The organism is Flavobacterium sp. SP2, from assembly GCF_057626655.1.
Genome location: NZ_JBVHBT010000006.1, coordinates 141,579 through 161,273, shown reverse-complemented (window position 1 = coordinate 161,273; position 19,695 = coordinate 141,579). Strand labels below are relative to the sequence as shown.

Annotated in this window: 22 protein-coding genes; 16 read left to right on the top strand and 6 right to left on the bottom strand. The window is 32.0% G+C overall.

Annotated features, from left to right (window positions below; all coding sequences use genetic code 11):
* Window positions 1–18: 18 nt before the first annotated feature.
* A complete protein-coding gene (locus tag ACZ098_RS13270; protein ID WP_487312237.1) occupies window positions 19–1,650 on the bottom strand; it encodes a hypothetical protein in 1,632 nt (543 codons plus the stop codon).
* 137 nt (window positions 1,651–1,787) lie between these two features.
* On the opposite strand from ACZ098_RS13270, the gene fabD reads away from it, so the two are divergent.
* The 4 genes from fabD (at window position 1,788) to ACZ098_RS13250 (ending at window position 4,473) form a co-directional block, all read left to right on the top strand.
* Window positions 1,788–2,660 (top strand): ACP S-malonyltransferase, encoded by an 873-nt coding sequence (fabD, locus tag ACZ098_RS13265; RefSeq protein WP_487312236.1) that lies wholly within the window; start codon window positions 1,788–1,790, stop codon window positions 2,658–2,660.
* A 313-nt stretch (window positions 2,661–2,973) separates the two neighbouring features.
* Window positions 2,974–3,762, top strand: coding sequence for a HipA family kinase (locus ACZ098_RS13260; RefSeq protein ID WP_487312235.1), 789 nt, complete (start codon window positions 2,974–2,976; stop codon window positions 3,760–3,762).
* Window positions 3,740–4,123, top strand: a complete 384-nt coding sequence (locus tag ACZ098_RS13255; protein WP_487312234.1) for a DUF3037 domain-containing protein — start codon at window positions 3,740–3,742, stop codon at window positions 4,121–4,123. Before ACZ098_RS13260 ends, ACZ098_RS13255 begins: the two co-directional genes overlap by 23 nt.
* A 98-nt stretch (window positions 4,124–4,221) precedes the next feature.
* A complete protein-coding gene (locus ACZ098_RS13250; protein ID WP_487312233.1) occupies window positions 4,222–4,473 on the top strand; it encodes a hypothetical protein in 252 nt (83 codons plus the stop codon).
* 25 nt (window positions 4,474–4,498) lie between these two features.
* On the opposite strand, the gene ACZ098_RS13245 is transcribed toward ACZ098_RS13250, so the two are convergent.
* The 3 genes from ACZ098_RS13245 to ACZ098_RS13235 form a co-directional block, all read right to left on the bottom strand.
* Window positions 4,499–4,741, bottom strand: a complete 243-nt coding sequence (locus ACZ098_RS13245; protein WP_487312232.1) for a hypothetical protein — start codon at window positions 4,739–4,741, stop codon at window positions 4,499–4,501.
* Window positions 4,742–4,780: 39 nt separating this feature from the next.
* Window positions 4,781–5,797 carry a UDP-glucose 4-epimerase GalE gene (gene galE / locus ACZ098_RS13240; protein WP_487312231.1) on the bottom strand — a complete coding sequence of 339 codons (1,017 nt, stop codon included), beginning with the start codon at window positions 5,795–5,797 and terminating at the stop codon, window positions 4,781–4,783.
* A gap of 82 nt (window positions 5,798–5,879) precedes the next feature.
* Window positions 5,880–7,019, bottom strand: coding sequence for a DegT/DnrJ/EryC1/StrS family aminotransferase (locus tag ACZ098_RS13235; RefSeq protein WP_487312230.1), 1,140 nt, complete (start codon window positions 7,017–7,019; stop codon window positions 5,880–5,882).
* 391 nt (window positions 7,020–7,410) lie between these two features.
* Here ACZ098_RS13235 and ACZ098_RS13230 point away from each other — a divergent pair, with 391 nt between their 5' ends.
* The 4 genes from ACZ098_RS13230 to ACZ098_RS13215 all read left to right on the top strand — a co-directional run bounded on the left by ACZ098_RS13230 (window position 7,411) and on the right by ACZ098_RS13215 (window position 11,715).
* On the top strand, window positions 7,411–8,679 hold the full coding sequence (locus ACZ098_RS13230) for a 3-deoxy-D-manno-octulosonic acid transferase (protein ID WP_487312229.1): 1,269 nt from the start codon (window positions 7,411–7,413) through the stop codon (window positions 8,677–8,679).
* A 19-nt stretch (window positions 8,680–8,698) separates the two neighbouring features.
* Window positions 8,699–9,142: a GNAT family N-acetyltransferase gene (locus ACZ098_RS13225; protein ID WP_487312228.1), complete on the top strand. Its 444-nt coding sequence runs from the start codon at window positions 8,699–8,701 to the stop codon at window positions 9,140–9,142.
* A gap of 26 nt (window positions 9,143–9,168) precedes the next feature.
* Entirely contained in the window at window positions 9,169–11,316 is a 2,148-nt protein-coding gene (locus ACZ098_RS13220; protein ID WP_487312227.1) for a S46 family peptidase, read from the top strand.
* Between the two features lie 156 nt (window positions 11,317–11,472).
* Complete coding sequence (locus ACZ098_RS13215) at window positions 11,473–11,715, top strand: hypothetical protein (protein ID WP_487312226.1); 243 nt, start codon at window positions 11,473–11,475, stop codon at window positions 11,713–11,715.
* Between the two features lie 73 nt (window positions 11,716–11,788).
* Here the strand turns inward: ACZ098_RS13215 and ACZ098_RS13210 are convergent, their stop codons facing one another.
* Window positions 11,789–12,154, bottom strand: a complete 366-nt coding sequence (locus ACZ098_RS13210; protein ID WP_487312225.1) for a YegP family protein — start codon at window positions 12,152–12,154, stop codon at window positions 11,789–11,791.
* Window positions 12,155–12,441: 287 nt separating this feature from the next.
* Between ACZ098_RS13210 and ACZ098_RS13205 the strand changes: the two genes are divergently transcribed.
* The 3 genes from ACZ098_RS13205 to ACZ098_RS13195 all read left to right on the top strand — a co-directional run bounded on the left by ACZ098_RS13205 (window position 12,442) and on the right by ACZ098_RS13195 (window position 16,379).
* A complete protein-coding gene (locus tag ACZ098_RS13205) occupies window positions 12,442–13,749 on the top strand; it encodes a tyrosine-type recombinase/integrase (protein WP_487312224.1) in 1,308 nt (435 codons plus the stop codon).
* A gap of 164 nt (window positions 13,750–13,913) precedes the next feature.
* Window positions 13,914–15,359, top strand: coding sequence for an ATP-binding protein (locus tag ACZ098_RS13200; RefSeq protein ID WP_487312223.1), 1,446 nt, complete (start codon window positions 13,914–13,916; stop codon window positions 15,357–15,359).
* A 186-nt stretch (window positions 15,360–15,545) separates the two neighbouring features.
* On the top strand, window positions 15,546–16,379 hold the full coding sequence (locus ACZ098_RS13195; RefSeq protein ID WP_487312222.1) for a hypothetical protein: 834 nt from the start codon (window positions 15,546–15,548) through the stop codon (window positions 16,377–16,379).
* 62 nt (window positions 16,380–16,441) lie between these two features.
* On the opposite strand, the gene ACZ098_RS13190 is transcribed toward ACZ098_RS13195, so the two are convergent.
* A complete protein-coding gene (locus ACZ098_RS13190; protein WP_487312221.1) occupies window positions 16,442–16,699 on the bottom strand; it encodes a hypothetical protein in 258 nt (85 codons plus the stop codon).
* 196 nt (window positions 16,700–16,895) lie between these two features.
* Between ACZ098_RS13190 and ACZ098_RS13185 the strand changes: the two genes are divergently transcribed.
* The 5 genes from ACZ098_RS13185 (at window position 16,896) to ACZ098_RS13165 (ending at window position 19,687) form a co-directional block, all read left to right on the top strand.
* Complete coding sequence (locus tag ACZ098_RS13185; protein WP_487312220.1) at window positions 16,896–17,126, top strand: hypothetical protein; 231 nt, start codon at window positions 16,896–16,898, stop codon at window positions 17,124–17,126.
* Window positions 17,127–17,398: 272 nt separating this feature from the next.
* Window positions 17,399–17,893, top strand: coding sequence for a hypothetical protein (locus ACZ098_RS13180; RefSeq protein WP_487312219.1), 495 nt, complete (start codon window positions 17,399–17,401; stop codon window positions 17,891–17,893).
* Between the two features lie 51 nt (window positions 17,894–17,944).
* Entirely contained in the window at window positions 17,945–18,727 is a 783-nt protein-coding gene (locus tag ACZ098_RS13175; RefSeq protein WP_487312218.1) for a hypothetical protein, read from the top strand.
* A gap of 90 nt (window positions 18,728–18,817) precedes the next feature.
* Window positions 18,818–19,099, top strand: coding sequence for a helix-turn-helix domain-containing protein (locus ACZ098_RS13170; RefSeq protein WP_487312217.1), 282 nt, complete (start codon window positions 18,818–18,820; stop codon window positions 19,097–19,099).
* A 78-nt stretch (window positions 19,100–19,177) separates the two neighbouring features.
* Window positions 19,178–19,687, top strand: a complete 510-nt coding sequence (locus ACZ098_RS13165) for a hypothetical protein (protein ID WP_487312216.1) — start codon at window positions 19,178–19,180, stop codon at window positions 19,685–19,687.
* Window positions 19,688–19,695 lie beyond the last annotated feature (8 nt).

Sequence of the window (19,695 nt, the reverse complement as noted above, 5' to 3'; positions counted from 1 at the left end):
TTTAATATGTTTACTAGTTTATCTATTATTCATAGTTGTGTTTTCAAATGTGGATACATCAATTACTTCTTCATTATCTATATCAAACGAAACTTTGATACTGTCACCTACAATTGTAACTGGCAATTGATTCGAAATTTGAGACGAACCGACAAAAATATTAGGATAGTCTTTCGTAGTAAAATAGTAAAAACTGTTTCCGTTTTTTACATCGTTCGTAATTCTCGTAACAACTGTTTCCAACTGTTTTTTATTGGTTATACTTGACGAATTCAATTTGCTTCCTGTCATGTTGTAGGCACTTTTGAACGAAGTCAGTGTTTCTCGCATCGAATTACCAACACCAACAATTGTGTAATCACTTATGGCAACCATCGCGTACATTTTGACCAATCCACCGTCGTCTTTCAACGTCATTACATAAGTCGGAATGTTGTTGATGTTGTACGGAATTGGCAACGAAGATTTGTATCCTTTTTCCTGAACTTTTCCTTCCGCCGATCCTTGCGCTGCAAATTCGGTTGCACCACTTTGTTTGTAAAACGTTGTTTCTTTAGTTCTGGTGTCGACCAAAACAAATCCAACTGCCGATTCGTCTTTTCCTACCGAAGTCAATCCGGTGTACCAATACGACTTGTTGTTTTCGCCATAAATTAAGGTCAATCCTTCGGTAATCTGCAATTTATTGGCATTCGAAAAATTCCAATAGCCATGTACATATTCGCCCCAATCGTTCAATTGTTCTTCAATAAAATCGATAGGTTGCACACGATCTATCCATTTTGGCGCATCAGCAATTTCATAATCGGTTGTTGCTCCAGTTTGTGCATCAACCACAACAATACCAGTAGCATCGTTTCCGGCAAAGCCAATTTTTTTATTGTATTTTGTTACAACCCAAAACGGTTTTCCGGCATCATCAATTTCGAAAGTATAATCGGTCAAACCTACTGTTGCGTAACCATTAAAGTATAAATGTCTTTCTATCTGACTTCCAAAAAAAGCTTCGGTTTGGTATTTTATTTTGATGTCTTTTCCTCCAATATTCTGTACCAGTTTTACATCACGCTCGTTGGTTGCCGAAACCATGACGTAACCAGCAGTTCCTTCCTGATTGTTCATCCATTTAAAAAAACCAGAATGTAATAATGGCGCAACCCAATACAAATCTTTTCCTACTTTTTGAATACAAAAATGTCCCAATTCTACCTGACTACCTAGTGCAGGTTGCGAACCAAGAATCTTTTCGCCAAGTAAATAAGCAAGATTCTCGTCTACCACACGAATTTCGTCAATAGAAATGGGTGCAATATGATTGGAGATTGATTTTCCATCAGCTACCTTGCCTATCATGTTTTTGTAAGCTTGACTTCTAAACATTGGAAGGCTTGTAAATAAAGGAAAAACCGTAATGTAAAATAATATCAAACCACAGATGATAAAATATATTTTACTAGGTCTTTTAAGAATTTTGACTTGTTTAGCATCGTTGGAAACTGAAACTCCAGTTGCAAAAATGAGAGCCAAAATAGTTAGTAGCAAGAGTATAATTGGTAAACTGATAAAACCATAATTAATAACGGGTAAACCAAAATAAAAGAATAAAAAAGCAATGATAATGAGTAGAATGCTGACTTTAATTTTTTTCATGATTGGGTTGATTTTTGTTCTCTTATTAGACGTAAATGTTAAAATAAAGTTACAGTATTTAAATAAAATAGTATTTTTGCGTCAGTTTTCAGCCAACAACTTTAAACTTTTAAACATTAAACTTTTAAACTACTCAAATGAAAGCATACATATTTCCAGGACAAGGCGCACAATTCTCAGGAATGGGAAAAGAATTATACGAAACTTCAGCATTGGCAAAAGAATTATTCGAAAGAGCCAACGAAATTCTAGGTTTTAGAATCACCGACATCATGTTTGAAGGCACAGCCGAGGAACTAAAGGAAACCAAGGTTACGCAACCAGCAGTTTTTTTACATTCGGTTATTTTGGCTAAAACATTGGAAGATTTTACTCCAGAAATGGTTGCAGGACATTCATTAGGCGAATTTTCTGCGCTGGTAGCTAATGGTGCTTTGAGTTTTGAAGACGGATTAAAATTGGTTTCACAACGAGCGATTGCGATGCAAAAAGCTTGCGAAATCACACCGTCAACAATGGCCGCAGTATTAAATTTGGATGACAAAATTGTAGAAGATATTTGTGCTTCGATAGATGGAGTGGTGGTTGCTGCCAATTATAACTGTCCAGGACAATTGGTCATTTCTGGAGAATACAAAGCAGTTGAATTGGCTTGTGAGAAAATGAAAGAAGCTGGAGCCAAACGAGCTTTGATATTGCCAGTTGGCGGTGCATTTCATTCGCCTATGATGGAACCTGCACGAGAAGAATTGGCTGCCGCAATTGAAGCTACCACTTTTTCAACTCCAGTTTGTCCAGTATATCAAAATGTAACGGCAAGTGCTGTTTCTGATGCTAATGAAATTAAGAAAAACCTAATTATCCAATTGACTGCGCCAGTAAAATGGACACAATCGGTACAACAAATGATACAAGACGGCGCCACAAGTTTTACAGAAGTTGGACCAGGAAAAGTATTGGTTGGATTGGTAAATAAAATTGATAAAGAAGTGGCTACGTATTCGGCTTAGTTTAGTATTCAGATTTCAGATTTCAGTTTGCAGATTTCAGATAGGATGTTCATAACAATTGTCTTTCTGCTGGAATGGTAGTAGAAAGACAAGAACAATTATTCAATAAATAAAACTCCAAAATTCCATTGGAGTTTTTTTATTTCAAAAATTTAAAAGTCCAACATTCCAACAATCTAATAATCCAACAATCCAACAATCCAACAGTCCAACAATCCAAAAATCCAACAGTCCAACAATCTAAGAATCCAACAATCTAAAAATCCAATATTCTAAAAATCTAAACTATCTTTGTTACAACAATTTTCATTTTATGAATTTAGAATTACGAACCGTTAATGTAACACGATACATCACGCCACTTCGCGAAGGCGGATCACTTCCTGCTTTGGCCGAAGCCGACGACGATTTTAAGTATGTTTTAAAATTTCGTGGTGCAGGTCACGGAGTAAAAGCTTTGATTGCCGAATTTTTGGGTGGTCAAATTGCCAAATTTCTTGGCTTGCCAGTTCCAGAATTGGTTTTTGCCAATCTCGACGAAGCTTTCGGAAGAACCGAGGCTGATGAGGAAATTCAGGATTTATTACAATTTAGTCAAGGTTTGAATTTGGGTTTGCATTTCCTTTCTGGTGCGATAACTTATGACGCTGCAACCAATGATTGTGATGCCGTTTTGGCTTCTAAAATCGTTTGGCTCGACGCTTTTATTACCAACGTAGACCGAACTTTTAGAAATACCAATTTATTAATTTGGAGAAAAGAACTGTGGTTAATCGATCACGGTGCCGCTTTTTATTTTCACCATTCTTGGGACAATTGGAAAGCCAATGCTGTTTCGCCTTTTGCCTTAATAAAAGATCATGTCTTGTTGCCAAAAGCAAGTAAATTAGAAGAAGTTAATACCGAATTCACTTCAAAATTAAACGATACTATTTTACGAGAAATTGTAAATCAAATTCCAGAAGATTGGTTACAATGGGAAGATGGCGCAATTACTCCAGAAGAAATTAAAGATGTTTATTTTCAATTTTTATCGATTAGATTGGCCAATGCCGCTGTATTTTTAAAACAAGCTCAAGATGCACGAACAACACTTATATGATTACGCTGTAATTCGTGTTGTACCTAAAGTAGAGCGCGAAGAATTTATAAATATTGGTTTGATGCTGTTCTGTAAACGGCAAAAATATTTACGCATTCAATTCCACATTCCAACAGAAAAGATTTTATTATTTGATGCCGAATTTGATGTGCAACAATTGAAAATCAATTTAGATTCGTTTTCTAAAATATGTTCAGGAGCAAAAGAAGGTGGACCAATTGCCACTTTTGAAATTGCTGAGCGATTTAGATGGTTAACAGCGGTTAAAAGTTCGAGTATTCAAACGTCTCGACCTCATTCTGGATTCAGTGTTAATTTGGATGCAACATTTGATAAATTATATGAAGAATTGGTGTTGTAAATAATTTTTAAAATTGATAGTTTTTAAGATTATTTTGGCATCTAATTTGCATATGAAAATTTAGTTAACCTTTTATTAATTTATACTATACCAAAAAAATGAAAAAAACAATTTTAGCAGCAGCATTTATGGCTGTAACGATGATTTCTTGTCAAGACAAAACTAAAGAGAAAGTAGAAGATGCGACTGAAGCAGTAGGAGCAGAAGTAGAGCAAAAATTGGATACAGTTGCTGAAAAAGCATCTAATGCAATTGATTCGGCTCAGGCAAAAACTGGAGAAGCTTTAGAAAAAGGCGCTGAAAAAATGGATGAAGCAGCTGAGAAAATGAAAGAAGCTGCAAAGAAGTAAATTGAAAAAGGAAAACCTCACAAATTTAATAATGTGAGGTTTTTTTTAAAATTTGAAATACTATAATTATTAAAATAACTACAGGTAATAAATAAAATCTTTTACGATTTATTTTATCAAGAGTATGTTTTGAAAGGCTATCATTATTTAATTTCTCACTTTCACTTTTTTCATATCGATAATAAAAAAACAGAAAACCGATACATAGAATACCAATACCGAGTAGAAAAAAAATATTTTCATCTTGAATGAATTGAGCTCTTTCCAATTTCAAAATATTTTTTTTAATTCTGTTATCTAAATTTGCCTACTTCTTTCTAATCTTTTGTTCCCATTTCCAAGCACTTGCTAAACTGTCTTCTAAGCTAGATTGTGCTTTCCAACCCAAAACAGTATTAGCTTTATCTGTATTCGCGTAAGCAGCTGTAATATCGCCTTCTCTTCTGCCTACAATTTGATAATTTAGTTTTTGATTTGAAACTTTTTCAAAAGCTTTAATAACTTCAAGAACCGAACTTCCTGTTCCTGTTCCCAAATTAAAGGTTTCAACTTTATCCAGATTTTGTTTGTTCAATAAACGCTGCATTGCAATCACATGGGCTTTCGCTAAATCAACCACGTGAATGTAGTCACGAACAGCAGTTCCGTCAGGTGTTGGATAATCATCACCGTAAACCGAAAGCTTTTCACGCATTCCAATAGCAGTTTGTGTTATAAACGGCACTAAATTTTGTGGAACACCAAGCGGTAATTCTCCAATTTCAGCACTTGGATGTGATCCAATTGGATTGAAGTAGCGTAATAAAATCGAATTAATAGTAGTCACCTTTGCAACATCGGTTATAATTTCTTCACCAATTTGCTTCGTGTTTCCGTAAGGTGACATTGCTTTTTGAACACTAGCATTTTCAGTAATTGGCATTGTTTCGGCTTGACCGTAAACGGTGCACGAAGAGCTAAAAATGAAATTGGCACTTGGCAATTCTTTCAATTCTTGTAAAACATAAACCAGTGCATTGATGTTGTTTTCATAGTACAACAACGGATTTTCAACGCTTTCACCAACCGCTTTTGAGGCCGCAAAGTGAATTACACCAGCCACATCATGGTGTTTTTTGAAGAAATTTTGAACCGATGCTTTATCACGCAAATCCATCTTTTCAAAAATTGGCTTTTTGCCTGTAATGTTGAAAATTCCATCCAAAACACTTTCCGATGAATTAGATAAATTATCAATGGCTACAACTTCAAAACCTTCGTTTTGTAATTCAACAACGGTGTGCGAACCGATAAAACCTAAACCTCCTGTTACTACTATTTTCATTTTCTTTTGGATTATAGATAAAAGACGAATAGATAATAGACTTTTCTATCGTAAACTAACTTGTCTTTTATCTCTTTGTCTACTATCTATTCTCTCCTAAATATTCTAAAACCGTATCCGTTATAAATTTAATTTGCTCATCATCCAATTCGGTGTGCATTGGTAACGCAATCACTTCTTTACAAAGTTGATTTGTAACCGGAAAATCTTCTTCTTTATATCTCGAATCCGCATATGCTTTTTGGCTGTGCAACGGAATTGGGTAATATATCGCACACGGAATTCCTTTTTCCTGCAAATGCGCTAACAATCCGTCGCGTTTTCCATTTGTAATTCTGATAACATATTGATGAAAAACATGACAATCGCAAGTATCACAAATAAATGGTGCCCAAATGTTTGGATTTACACTCAACGCAATCGAATATTTTCTAGCCGCATCTTGACGCGCTTTATTGTAAGTATCTAAATGTGGTAATTTCGCTTTCAAAACACCAGCTTGAATACTGTCTAGTCTTGAATTTACTCCAACTACATCATGATGGTAACGTTCGTACATTCCGTGATTTACAATGCCACGTAATTTATGAGCCAAAGCGTCATCGTTGGTAAAAATCGCTCCACCATCACCATAACAACCTAAATTTTTAGATGGAAAAAACGACGTCGCACCAACATGTCCAATGGTTCCAACTTTCTTTTTTGAACCATCATTCGATTTGTAATCGGCACCAATTGCTTGGGCATTATCTTCAATTACATATAGATTATGCTCGTTTGCAATTTCCATAATCGCGTCCATATTGGCGGCACGACCAAACAAATGTACTGGAACAATCGCTTTTGTTTTTGATGTAATCGCCTTACGAATTCCGTCAAGAGAAATATTCATATTATTCATGTCAACATCCACCAAAACCGGAGTCAATTGCAACAATGCAATCACTTCAACAGTTGCAGCAAATGTAAAATCGGCAGTAATTACTTCATCACCAGGCTTCAAATCCAATCCCATCATTGCAATTTGCAACGCATCGGTTCCGTTGGCACATGGAATCACGTGTTTTACGTCTAAATAATCTTCTAAATCTTTCTGAAATTGATGAACCAAAGGTCCGTTTATGTAAGTATTTGTTTCTAAAACTTCTTGAATCGACGCGTTAACTTCGTCTTTTATTTTTTCGTATTGACCTTTCAAGTCAACCATTTGTAATTTCTTCATCTTAAAAAATTTGAAATACAAAAGTATAACATTTCTTATTATTTGGAGCGAATGGTTCGGGCTTTTTTTGGTTTCCATTTTCCTGCTTTCGTCACGCACGGCGTTTCCTTCAATCAGGGCTAATTAGCATTTGTCTTTTGCAAAATCAGTTTTTCAAAAGAAATTAAGTTGCTAAAATCCGTTAAATCTGTAAAATCTGTGGCAAAAACCTTAATTTAGCAACATTATTTATTTTTAACCACATAGAAACATAGTCCGTTAATATATTAACAAGGATAACATAGAAAAGTGTTTTTTCACATAGCATCTATGAAATTTTTGAAATAGTGAAACGACTTAATTTTCAGCACAATAATCTATGTTTCTATGTGGTTAAAACAAAAAACTTAAGATGCTTTTTCTATACAATTTAATTATAATCCTCGCTTCGCAAATCGTAAAGTTAGTAGCGCTTTTCAGTCCGAAAATGAAACTTTTTGTCGACGGAAGAAAAGAAGTTTTTTCAATTATAAAAAGTAAACTCAATTCAGACGACAAAACAATCTGGTTTCATGCCGCATCTTTGGGCGAATACGAGCAAGGTTTGCCGGTTATAGAAAAAATAAAAGTTCACTACCCAAACCATAAAATAGTGGTTACTTTCTTTTCTCCATCAGGTTACGAAGTGAGAAAAAACAATCCCGTTGCCGATGCTACAGTGTATCTTCCATTAGACACAAAATCAAACGCACAAAAATTCATACGAGCAATAAATCCAGAATTGGTATTCTTCATAAAATACGAATATTGGCCTAATTATTTGAATGAATTGAAGAAACAAAACATCAAAACCTATTTAATCTCAGGGATTTTCAGAGAAAAACAAGCCTTTTTCAAATGGTACGGCGGTTTTTACAGAAACGCCTTAAAAACATTCGATTACTTTTTTGTTCAGAATGAAAGTTCCAAAAAACTAGTGCAAAGTATAGGTTTCAATAATGTAAAGATTTCTGGTGATACACGTTTTGATCGTGTAGTTTCAATTTTAGAACGAGATAATTCGTTAGATTTTATCGAACAATTCAAAGGCGATTCCTCAAATATCGGAATGACAACAATTGTAATTGGAAGTTCGTGGCCAAAAGATGAGGAGATTTTAATTAATTACATCAATAATTCGCCCGAAAACATAAAATTTATAATTGCTCCACATAATATCAAATCGGAACAGATTGCAAATCTAAAATCACAAATTAAAAAATCAGCAATTTTATTTTCCGAAAAAGACGAGATTCTGAAACAAGTTCAGAATGACAAATTAGAAAAATTTCAAGTTTTCATAATTGATACGATTGGAATCCTAACCAAAATATATTCCTACGCAGACATTGCTTACGTTGGTGGCGGATTTGGAAATCCAGGCGTTCACAATATTTTGGAACCAGCAACATTCGGTGTTCCAATAATTATTGGACCAAATTATTCGCATTTTGCAGAAGCAATTGCACTGGTTCACCAAGAAGGTTGTGTTTCTATTTCCAATCAAAAGGAATTGAACGAAGCATTTGATAATTTGCTATTCAATGAAGATGTCCGACATGAAAAAGGTCATATTTGTTCGACTTTTGTTCAAATGAATAAAGGTGCAACGGAAATTATTTTGAATCACATTAATTCTTAAATGAACTTACATTTCTTATATGGTTCAATTTAATACTTTAGAATTTTCTCAAATAGAAACCATCACTTCATTGATGCACGAGTTCTATGCCATTGACAATTATCCTATTGATATTGATGTTGCTAAAAAACTATTTCACGAATTTATTTTAGATGAAAGTCTAGGGAAAGCTTGGTTGATTTATGATGATTCTGAAATTGTCGGTTACGTAATTCTAACCTTTATTTTCAGTTTTGAATATGGTGGAAAAATTGCGTTTCTTGACGAATTATACATTAAAGAAATAGCTCGTGGAAAAGGATTTGGCAAACAAGCAATTCAATTTATAAAAGAACAATCTGAAAAATTAAATGTTAAATTGCTGTATCTGGAAGTCGAAAACCATAATGAAAATGCACAAAAATTGTATCTTGCAAACGATTTCGAAGTTCACCATCGCAAACTTCTAAAATTCAAATTCTAACTTTCTAAAAATCCAATAATCTAATTATGAGATTCATTAAATTATTACTAGTATTATTTGTAGTTCAAGCCCAAGCGCAACAAGGCGGTATGTGGATTCCATCGTTGTTGAAAGGAATGAATGAAGCCGAAATGAAATCGCTTGGAATGAAAATTTCGGCTAAAGATATTTATGATGCCAATTCTTCGAGTTTAAAAGATGCCGTTCCACAATTTAACGGCGGTTGTACATCGGAAGTCATTTCTGATAAAGGGCTCATTTTAACCAATCACCATTGCGGTTTTGATGTGATTCAAAACCATTCTACCGTAGACCACGATTACCTACGTGATGGTTTTTGGGCTTATAAAATGGAAGATGAAATTCCAAATAAAGATTTAGAAGTAACTTTTATTATAAGAATTGAAGATGTAACTACTCAAGTTCTAGAAGGTGTTGCTGCTATAACTTCGGAAGCAGAAAAACAAAAGAAAATTCAACAAAACATTAGTGAATTAACCAAAACGTTGCCTAAAGAATCTTGGCAAGAAAACAGAATTAGAACTTTTTATGATGGTAATCAGTACCTTTTATTTGTTATAGAGAGTTTTAAAGATGTTCGTTTTGTGGGTGCGCCACCAAGTTCTATTGGAAAATTTGGATCGGATACCGACAACTGGGTTTGGCCACGTCATACAGGAGATTTTTCGTTATTCCGAATTTATGCGGATAAAAACAACCGACCAGCTGCGTATTCTAAAGACAATGTTCCTTATGTTCCTAAAAAATCGCTACCAATTTCTATTGACGGAATTAAGGAAAACGACTTTACAATGGTTTTAGGTTTTCCAGGAAGAACAACCGAGTATTTGCCATCCTTCGCTGTTTCGCAAATTGTAAACGATTTAAATCCAGCCAAAATCGAAGTTCGTGATGCAGCATTGAAAGTGCAAGATGGATTTATGCGAAAAGATCAGGCAATCAAAATTCAATACGCGTCAAAATATGCTAGCATTGCCAATTATTGGAAAAAATGGATAGGCGAAACTAAAGGTTTGAAAAAATCGAATGCGGTTGCAGCGAAGCAAAAATTTGAATCCGATTTTAAAAATAAAGTTACAAAAGCAGGAAAACAAGCTGAATACGGAAATTTATTATCAGATTTTGAGAAAAATTATGCTGATATCAAGGACTACGCGATTGCAAGAGATTATTTTACCGAAATAGTATTAAGAAATACGGAATTATTGTCAACTGCTTATAAATTGTATCAATTGGAAGGGATTTTGGCCTCAAAAGGAGAACAATCTTTTACCGATAGAAAAAACACTTTAAGCAATGGCTTAGGAGATTTTTATAAAGATTTCAATGCCACTGTCGATCAAAAAGTCTTCGAACAATTAATTGATATTTATTCGAAAAAATATCCAAAACAGTTTTTGCCATCTTCATTAGAAACTATAAATGCTGCAAGTTTAGCATCAGATATTTATACCAATTCTAAAATTGTGAGTTATGAAAAAGTGAAAGAATTATTGGCTGGAGATAGCAAAACTGTTTTGGAGAAACTGAATAATGACAGAGGTTACCAATTAATTAAGGTTATGGCCGATTCTTATTTGAAGAATGTAGCTCCAAAGTACGACGAAATCAATCTTAAAAATGTGGCAACCCAAAGAACTTACATGAAGGCAATTTTGGAATTGAGCACCAAGCAAGATCGAATTTTTCCAGATGCCAACAGTACTTTTAGAGTAACTTACGGAAAGGTAAAAGGGTATAAGCCTAATGATGCTGTTTATTATGAACCCGTAACGTATCTTGATGGAATTATGGAAAAGTACATTCCTGGAGATTATGAATTTGATGTTCCAAAGAAATTGATTGATTTATATAATGCTAAAGATTACGGAGTTTACGGTATAAATGGTAAGATGCCAGTATGTTTTATCGCTACAAACCACACAACAGGAGGAAATTCTGGAAGTCCAGCAGTGGATGCAAAAGGAAATTTAATAGGTTTGAATTTTGATAGAGTTTGGGAAGGAACAATGAGTGATATTTACTATTCTCCAGACATTTGTAGAAATATTATGGTAGATGCAAGATACGTTTTATTCATCATTGATAAATTTGCAGGTGCAAAAAATATCATTAATGAGCTGAAAATCATATCAAAAGGCAATAAAAAATAATTTTGTTGTAAATTTAAGTTTGGCACGAAATTTGTAAATAAGTATTCGGAATTCAAAGAAAACAAATTGAAAAAAAAAGTTAAATAAAAATTTTTCCGATTAAAAAAATTTATATCTTTGCTCCGAATTAATAATTAACCTTTTATATTAAGTAAGATGAAAAAAGTATTTTTAAGTTTAGCTATCGTTGCTGCATTAACTGTAGTATCTTGTAAACAAGCTGACGCTGCTCCAGCTGAAGAGGCTGCTGCTGATTCAACTGCTGTTGTTGCTGATTCTGCTGCTGTTGTTGCTGATTCTGCTGCTGTAGTTGCTGATTCTGCTGCTACTACTGCTACTGAAGCTGCAAAAACTGCTACTGAAGCTGCTGAAACTGCTACAGAAGCTGCAAAAAAATAATTAGAAATTAAATTTCTAGTTTATAAGAAAGTCTTGCTTTGCGAGACTTTTTTTATGCGCTAAACTTTCACAGTTAGCCAAATAATTCTTCGGCCGGTGGAAATATAAGGTCTTGGTTTGAGAAATCAAGAATTTCCGCTTTAGAAATCGATCGCATGATTTCGTCAATACCTTTCTGCATTAACAATGGTGTGGTGTATTTTCTGCTTACAGCAACTTCTCTTTCGTTTAAAATAAGTTTAAAGTAGAGTTTACCGTTTTTGGATTTAAATTTCATAAAGAAGACTTTCTCTATAGATTTTTTTAGATAATCCACATCGTCTTCACATTCAAATCGCAATTCAAAATCATTGCTTATAAAAATTGTCTTTCCTTTTCTAGAAGTGAATTCGTATTTGTAATAGCCACTTTGTCTTTTAGTAATTACAAATGTCCCCATAGGAAGATGAAATAAATTAGTTATGTTTATAAATAAAAAAAGCTCCAAACAATTGTTTGAAGCTTCTTTGTACTCGGGACGGGAGTTGAAACCGCTTTATATACAAATTTTTCAAACCTTGAAGTTATCGACAAATATAATTGAAAGTTTATTATTAGAAAGGCTTTCAATAGAAATTATTTGTCTGAAATTATAAAAAATTATAAAATACTATAAAGTAATTGTCTGGCAAATGTCTGGCAAGTTATAATTTTAGCTAACTTTGTGTTGTTCAAACTTATACACAAATGGCTACAATTAACTTCCGAATTAGAAATAATTCAAACAAACCGACATCAATAAAAGTAATTTTTGTTAATGGAAAAGAAACCCAATTAGAACTTAAAACTGGCTTTTCAATCCTTCCAAGTGAATGGAGCGAAGAGAAAAAACTACCTAAACAAACCAAAGCAGAAAACAAATTGATTTCAGCAAATTTATTGAAGTTAAGAAGTTATATTTTTGAAAAACATAATCAAGATGTCGGATCTGGAATTGTAATAGATTCACACTGGATGAAGCTTAAAATAGATGAATGTTTTAACAGATTGGAAGTAACTGATAACAGCTTTTTAGTAAACCATGTTCAGTATATTATTGATAATGCCGCCAACAGAAAAATAAAAGTTAAAGGAGGTTTTAAAATTGGACTGTCCGAAAGTAGAAAAAAAGGTTATGAGGCGTTTTTAAATATCGCAAAAGAATATGAGGTAAAACTAAAAAAACAAATCACTTTTATGTCGATCAATGAATCTTTCGTTTCAAAGTTTGAAACCTGGTTGATGAATGAAAAAAAGTATTCAGTTAATTATTCCGGTAAACAAATTGACAATCTAAAAACAGTTTGTTTAGATGCAATAAAATGCGAAATCCCTACAAATAATTTTGTGAAGCAAATTCAAGGATTTTCTGAAGCAGATGAAGATCGATTTATTGTCACGCTTTCTTTTGATGATTTGGATAAAATAAGAACTTCAGATAAGATTGTAAACGATTCGCATATTAATGCTAGAAAATGGCTTTTAATTGGGTGCGAGATTGGCCAAAGAGGTGGCGACTTACTTAGTATCACTAAAGATAATATTCGTTATAAATCTGGAAATATGTATATTGACGTTATCCAGCAAAAGACTAAGAAAAGCGTAACGATTGGCGTAATAAACCCAAATATCATTGAAATTATTGAGAACGGATTTCCTCACAAAATTAGTACTCAAAAAATGAATGATTACATTAAAAAGGTTTGTGAACTCGCAGAGATTAATGAAAGTATTGAAGGTAAAAAGTATGATGAAATAACTAAACGTAAAAAACTCAATTTTTATCCAAAATATGAGCTTGTTACAACGCATAGTTTTAGAAGATCCTTTGCTACGAATTACTACAAAATTATACCTACTCCAATTTTAATTACGATTACTGGCCATTCAAAAGAAAGTGAATTTTTGAAGTACATTAATAAGCATGAAGATAAGGATGCAAACGCGGATCTATTCATGAAATTTTATGAGCAGATAAACCAAAACAAAGCGCCTCAACTTAAGAAAGTTCTATGATAACTATCACGCAAGAAATTTAATTAAAAATATAGAAATTATTTGATTCTAAAAGCGAATTCAGAAATTGATTAATTTACTACATTGAATAATCAGAAATTTGGAAAACTCTAAATTTTTTAGGTTCAAATATTTTCTGTAAGTTTGTGTAAATTTGAAAAATAATGAACTGGATTGATGAAGCAGTTTTACTATTAGCGAAAAGTTTAGATCCAATACCTAGTGAATTAAACGAAATCGATTGGAAGGAAAAGCTATCTGCAAATTCTGAAAGAATTGCCGAGCACTTGTCTGCATTTTCAAATTATGATGGTGGTGGATATCTAGCTTATGGCATTAATAATAATGGAGTATCATCACCTTTAAATGCAGATAGTATTGAGCTGGTAATTAGTAAAATTGGAAACATTGCAAGAAATAATATTTATCCTCCCATAAGTTTAGAACATTCAATTGTAAGTTTTAAAGGATATCCTGTCTTATTTATAAAAATTCCACAAAGTACAGAACGGCCTGTTCATACAAAGAATGATCCTTTTGCTTGTTTCAGAAGAAGCGCTGGACAAACTGTTAAAATGACTAAGCGAGAAATTCAAACTATGCTTATGTCAGCATCTGGTTTGGACTTTGAAGAGCAGATTGTTATTGAAAAAATTAGTTCTGATGATGCATTAAAAATTTTAAGCTACGATAGTTATTTTGATTTAACTGATACAAGATTGCCTGATACAAAATTAGCTATTTTAGAGAAATTATCTCAAGATGAAATTGTTATAAAAAATGGTGATAAATGGGATATTACAAATTTAGGAGCAATGCTTTTCGCAAAGGATTTGTTAGATTTTAGAGCCCTAAAAAGAAAAGCTATTAGAGTTATTGTTTATAAGGATTCTAGTAGAATAACTGCAGTTAAAGAAATTTCAGGTAGGCGTGGTTATGCGACTGGATTTCAAGGATTGATTAACTACATAATGAATGAGTTACCATCTAATGAAGTTATCGAAAATGCACTCCGCAAAAAAGCAAAAGTATATCCAGAAAAGGCCATCCGTGAATTTGTAGCTAACGCATTAATACATCAGGATTTAAATATTTCTGGTCGTACGGTTATGATTGAAATATTTCCAGATAGAATTGAAATAACTAATCCAGGAGTTCCGTTAGTTGATACCAACCGATTTATTGATTCACCTCCAAAGTCGCGAAATGAACAGATGGCCGATCTAATGATGAGGTCTAAAATTTGTGAAAGAAGGGGAAGCGGTGTTGATAGAGCTATTGAAGCAATTGAGTTACATCAATTGCCAGCACCAAAATTTGATAAAGGGGATGATTATACAAAGATCACTATGTATGCACCTGTATTATTAAAAAACATGAATAGTGAGGATAGAATTAGAGCTTGCTATCAACATACTTGTCTAAGATATGTAAATAATTTACAAGTGAACAACAAATCTGTTAGGGAACGATTTAAAATTGGAGTTAACAACACTTCTTATGCGTCTAAAATTATTTCGGATTCAATTGAGGCTGGCTTAATAAAGCCTTCAAGACCCGATAATATTTCTAAAAAGTATGCGTCATATATTCCTTATTGGGCGTCATAAGTTTATTTCATTATGAAATCACTTTTGTTAATAACTTTGTTAAAAACCTTTGACTATCAAGGTTTTTTTATTTGTTTTTCAAATCACTTTAAAATATACTAACCGCTATTAAAATTATTTGCTAGATGCAAATCAAATAATTTGAGATTGCAGAAATTATTATTTTAATAAAAAAAATATATCCGTATGATTAAAGCAAATTTAAAAACACTGTTCAATAACAAAAAAAAGGAGATAGATTTTTTAAAGGAATATATTGGACTGATAATATTAATTCCTGCTGGTTTAGGAGGGTTTTGGCAACTTTGCGAGTTAATTTATATCTCACCATCTCTGATAAGATTTTTCTCTATTAGTCAAATTGTACCTGATGGATTATTGATCTCCTTGATTTTAATTTTATCTTTTTGTATTATCAATGCTTTTTTTTACCTCATCAAATTAAAAGTTAAAGATGAGAAATTAAGTAATACGGAAATAAATAATAATCAGGATAGCATAAATGTCGCATCTTCCAGCTTAAAAGCATTTCAAGCAATAAATTTTTTAGTTTTTACATTCTGTTTGCTATTATTGCTCTATATATTTTTTGGAGATGATATTCCTTTAGATAATTCACTTATAATTATTTACATACCGGTATCTATCATTTTAATTTTTGGTACAATATTGACTTTTGTTTGGATATTAGAATATTTTGGAGCAAACGCAAAAAAAACATTAGATAAACTATTTTTTATCGTTCCCATTTTGATTTTGTTAATCTTTTTTAGATTAATTCCACAATTTCATAACTCATTTGTTTTATCGAAAGATCTTTTAAACACAAAAGTTATTTTAGAAAAAAAAGTAGTTAGTCGAAATGAATATGAAACTTATGAGATTTTATATTTGAATGACAAATACATTTTTATCAAGAAATATAATCATTATGTTTCTATAATCACAAAAAAGACTAGTACTGTAGATGAGTTAGTGATAATTCCATTTGAAAAATTAATTGTAGAAAAAAAGGAATAGATTTAATAAATTAAATGTTAAAGAAATCCCGCAATATGTAAACTTTTGCGGGATTTCTTATTTTATAAAACGCAATTCAAAGAATTCAAATATTCTAAAATTATATTTGCAGCTTTCATATTTGGATATCCACTAAATTGCCAAGGATCTACGGCTTTATTAAGTAGATTCTGTATACGATTAATTTCCTCTTTTTGTGCTTTGGTTAAACCTTCAAGAAATAGTGCGTTTTTACATATTCTCAAAGAATTATGTAAGAGATAATTTCCTGGTCGATTCAACTGCGCTTCAATCGAACGTTTTACTTCCCAAGTTTCCATATTTTACTTTTTTAAAATTAATTAACGAAAGTAGTTTAATAAGTTTTTTATAAAAAGGACATCAATTTTTCAGTAATAAATAACGTGTAAATTCATCAATAAATACAATATATAAACAAATATTGTATTTTTTATTAGTTTATTCAAAATATTGTATTTAAATTTGTAAAAGAATTAAACAAAGAACTTATTCAAAATGGATAAAAATATATCATTCACACAAGAAGAAATAAATGTTCTGCGGGGATCATTGAAAGCTATTGAAGAAATTCTTAATAGCAAAGGTTTGAATGGGAGTTCTATCGATACAACTCCCATTCGTAAACCTAAAGAATCCAAAGCCGACAAAGTGAAAAAATACGACAAACTATTTAGCACTGGAAAAAGAGCTGCCAAACCAGATCACTTAAAAAATAAGAAACCATGAATGAAGTAATCAAAAATTTATATACATGCTGCTGCGACAACTCAGTATTTGTATTCGAAACAAACCTTAAAGAGTTTCACAATAAATTTAGCGAGCTGGTCCAGGAATCGCATGGTTATAGATGGTTCGGAAATCAGTTCAAAGAATCAGTAAAATTTGATGTTATATATAACGGAAAGCTGTTCACTTTCCAGAAGTTAATATAACATCCAGAATACAAAATATCGTTTAATACAAATGGCTCATTTTAATAACTCAAAAACAAAAATCTTATGTTAATCAAAGAAATTAATCACGAAACAATTACAATCAATGTAGAACATTTTGACTACCGAGACGAAAAAGAAATTTTAATTGAAAATATCCGGCTGCTGAACACTATTACTCAGTTAAATTTAATCAATAAGATTTGCCGAGATATAAAAAGTCCATTTCAAGCGAATACAGACATCATTTTTAAAGCAATGGATTCTATATTGCAAAATAGATCATTTAACGATTCGGAGCAGCTGGTTTACTTTAGAGGCCAAAAAGAATTAAAAGATTTTATAGATCTTACTTACAAAATTATTGACTACGATAGAATTTATATTACTTATGAAGTTGAAATGCATCTGCTGGGATTACCAATTAAAGATTTCACTAAATTGGAATCCGATAAAAAAGAAGAAATTTCAGAAGCTTATAGCGATCTTCTTAATGAAGATAATGATGTTGAAACTTTTATCAAAAAGGCAAAGGCGCTAATATCAAATTTTAGAAAGTAATTTTGTTTCATTATAATTCCTATAAAAATATATACTCCTAAAATTACTTAAATGAAAAATCTATTTAAAATAACATTTAGTGAATATCAAGATGATTATCATGAGAGTTTAGCGGCCTACTTATTAAATGATGATAATAATACTGAAAAATATTTCATTGAATGTGAAAAGAAAATTTGGAACTTAGAATTTTTAGAATTTGTAAATTTCGAGAAACAAATTGAAAACGTTAATGGTGACTGGAAAGAAATATTACGTTATTTAGATAATAGATTAAATTTTGGGAATTCTGATGAATGCGAGACATTTGCGGAGGAATTTTCCCTAATAGAAACCAAAGAATCAAAAGATAGAGATTTATCTCTTAAATTCATTAAATCACATTTGTCAAAATGCAATAGAATTCTTGAATTTTTAGAAGCTAAAGTACAATCTATAAATTTAGAGAATTCTAAAGTGGTACAAAATGTAAATTCAAAGAAATCAATACACGAGCAAGCATTGGAAAAGTATAGGGTAACTTGTTTTAATCCAGAAGGGTTTGAATTATTTGATTATTTATACAAAAATGTGATTAAAGATATTACTACTAAGGGCGGGCAAACAAAGCTTTCTTTTTTTTACAGAATAATGCAAAAAGAAAAACGGATACATGAAGCTGAAAAACATTTTAATGCTTTTTTTGAATATGAATATAAAATAGATATTAGCACAATAAAAAAGAAAGCATTTGCTAATATAGGTGACAAAACAAAAGATGGTTTGGAAAAAATCTACCATCAAGCTGTAGAAATTCTCGACATAATACCTTACGAAAAACCGGACCTTAAATAGTACTAAATCGTACCTTGAACAGTACTGTAAATTTAAATTAAACTTTCATATCCTTTATACTTTTGACATAGTTAATTAAAACAATTAGTTATGTCAAAAGTTACTTTTATTCAGATATCACCAGAGGAACTTCAAGAAGAAATACTGAAAGGCGTAAAAAGTCAAATAGACGAATTAAAAACTCACTTACAACCTCAGTTAAGTGAAGAGAAGTATCTTACAATAAAACAAGTTGCCGAAAAATTTAGCGTTTCAATCGTAACAATTAACAATTGGCAAAAGAACGGAACTCTAAAACCCTTGCAGCTTTCTGGAAGGATCTACTTCAAGTTATCCGACATCGAAAAATCTTTAATACAAATTAGCGCATAAAAAAACCATGCTTGTTCATGGCATGGTTTAAAAAATATCGTACTCGAATGGCTTACCCAAGTAACAAAGAGCAAATATATGAAAAACACAGAATCAAAAGCAAAAAGAAATATTAAATCTGAAGCAATAAAAGAGCTTGAGAATTTAGAATTTGAATTACTAAAAGCTAGATATCCAAATTGTCGATATCCAATTAGGCCAAAACACACCGATGCTAATTCGAACGGATTAACAAAAGCTGTAATTTCATATATCAAAATAAAAGGCTTTCATGCAGAAAGAGTTAATTCAACTGGAGCCGTAAAAGACAATCGTAAAACCTCAACTGATGTTCTAGGTAACATTAGAACTATTGGACGTGTAAGCTGGATAAAAAGTACTACTCAAAAAGGAACTTCTGACATAAGCGCAACTATTAAAGGCCGTAGTGTAAAGATTGAAATTAAATGTGAATCTTCGAGAGATCGTTATCAAAGTGAAGCACAAAAAGAGTATCAAAAACAAATAGAAAATGCTGGAGGTATATACATCATTGTTAGAACATTCGAGCAGTTTTACAACTGGTTTGATTCATTTATTAACCGGTAAGTAAAAGT

What these genes read in the sequence shown, in the direction of transcription:
- ACZ098_RS13270 (WP_487312237.1), bottom strand. Translation starts at nt 1,650, where the DNA reads ATGAAAAAAATTAAAGTCAGCATTCTACTCATTATCATTGCTTTTTTA.
- fabD (WP_487312236.1), top strand. Translation starts at nt 1,788, where the DNA reads ATGAAAGCATACATATTTCCAGGACAAGGCGCACAATTCTCAGGAATG.
- ACZ098_RS13260 (WP_487312235.1), top strand. Translation starts at nt 2,974, where the DNA reads ATGAATTTAGAATTACGAACCGTTAATGTAACACGATACATCACGCCA.
- ACZ098_RS13255 (WP_487312234.1), top strand. Translation starts at nt 3,740, where the DNA reads ATGCACGAACAACACTTATATGATTACGCTGTAATTCGTGTTGTACCT.
- ACZ098_RS13250 (WP_487312233.1), top strand. Translation starts at nt 4,222, where the DNA reads ATGAAAAAAACAATTTTAGCAGCAGCATTTATGGCTGTAACGATGATT.
- galE (WP_487312231.1), bottom strand. Translation starts at nt 5,797, where the DNA reads ATGAAAATAGTAGTAACAGGAGGTTTAGGTTTTATCGGTTCGCACACC.
- ACZ098_RS13235 (WP_487312230.1), bottom strand. Translation starts at nt 7,019, where the DNA reads ATGAAGAAATTACAAATGGTTGACTTGAAAGGTCAATACGAAAAAATA.
- ACZ098_RS13230 (WP_487312229.1), top strand. Translation starts at nt 7,411, where the DNA reads ATGCTTTTTCTATACAATTTAATTATAATCCTCGCTTCGCAAATCGTA.
- ACZ098_RS13225 (WP_487312228.1), top strand. Translation starts at nt 8,699, where the DNA reads ATGGTTCAATTTAATACTTTAGAATTTTCTCAAATAGAAACCATCACT.
- ACZ098_RS13220 (WP_487312227.1), top strand. Translation starts at nt 9,169, where the DNA reads ATGAGATTCATTAAATTATTACTAGTATTATTTGTAGTTCAAGCCCAA.
- ACZ098_RS13215 (WP_487312226.1), top strand. Translation starts at nt 11,473, where the DNA reads ATGAAAAAAGTATTTTTAAGTTTAGCTATCGTTGCTGCATTAACTGTA.
- ACZ098_RS13210 (WP_487312225.1), bottom strand. Translation starts at nt 12,154, where the DNA reads ATGGGGACATTTGTAATTACTAAAAGACAAAGTGGCTATTACAAATAC.
- ACZ098_RS13205 (WP_487312224.1), top strand. Translation starts at nt 12,442, where the DNA reads ATGGCTACAATTAACTTCCGAATTAGAAATAATTCAAACAAACCGACA.
- ACZ098_RS13200 (WP_487312223.1), top strand. Translation starts at nt 13,914, where the DNA reads ATGAACTGGATTGATGAAGCAGTTTTACTATTAGCGAAAAGTTTAGAT.
- ACZ098_RS13195 (WP_487312222.1), top strand. Translation starts at nt 15,546, where the DNA reads ATGATTAAAGCAAATTTAAAAACACTGTTCAATAACAAAAAAAAGGAG.
- ACZ098_RS13190 (WP_487312221.1), bottom strand. Translation starts at nt 16,699, where the DNA reads ATGGAAACTTGGGAAGTAAAACGTTCGATTGAAGCGCAGTTGAATCGA.
- ACZ098_RS13185 (WP_487312220.1), top strand. Translation starts at nt 16,896, where the DNA reads ATGGATAAAAATATATCATTCACACAAGAAGAAATAAATGTTCTGCGG.
- ACZ098_RS13180 (WP_487312219.1), top strand. Translation starts at nt 17,399, where the DNA reads ATGTTAATCAAAGAAATTAATCACGAAACAATTACAATCAATGTAGAA.
- ACZ098_RS13175 (WP_487312218.1), top strand. Translation starts at nt 17,945, where the DNA reads ATGAAAAATCTATTTAAAATAACATTTAGTGAATATCAAGATGATTAT.
- ACZ098_RS13170 (WP_487312217.1), top strand. Translation starts at nt 18,818, where the DNA reads ATGTCAAAAGTTACTTTTATTCAGATATCACCAGAGGAACTTCAAGAA.
- ACZ098_RS13165 (WP_487312216.1), top strand. Translation starts at nt 19,178, where the DNA reads ATGAAAAACACAGAATCAAAAGCAAAAAGAAATATTAAATCTGAAGCA.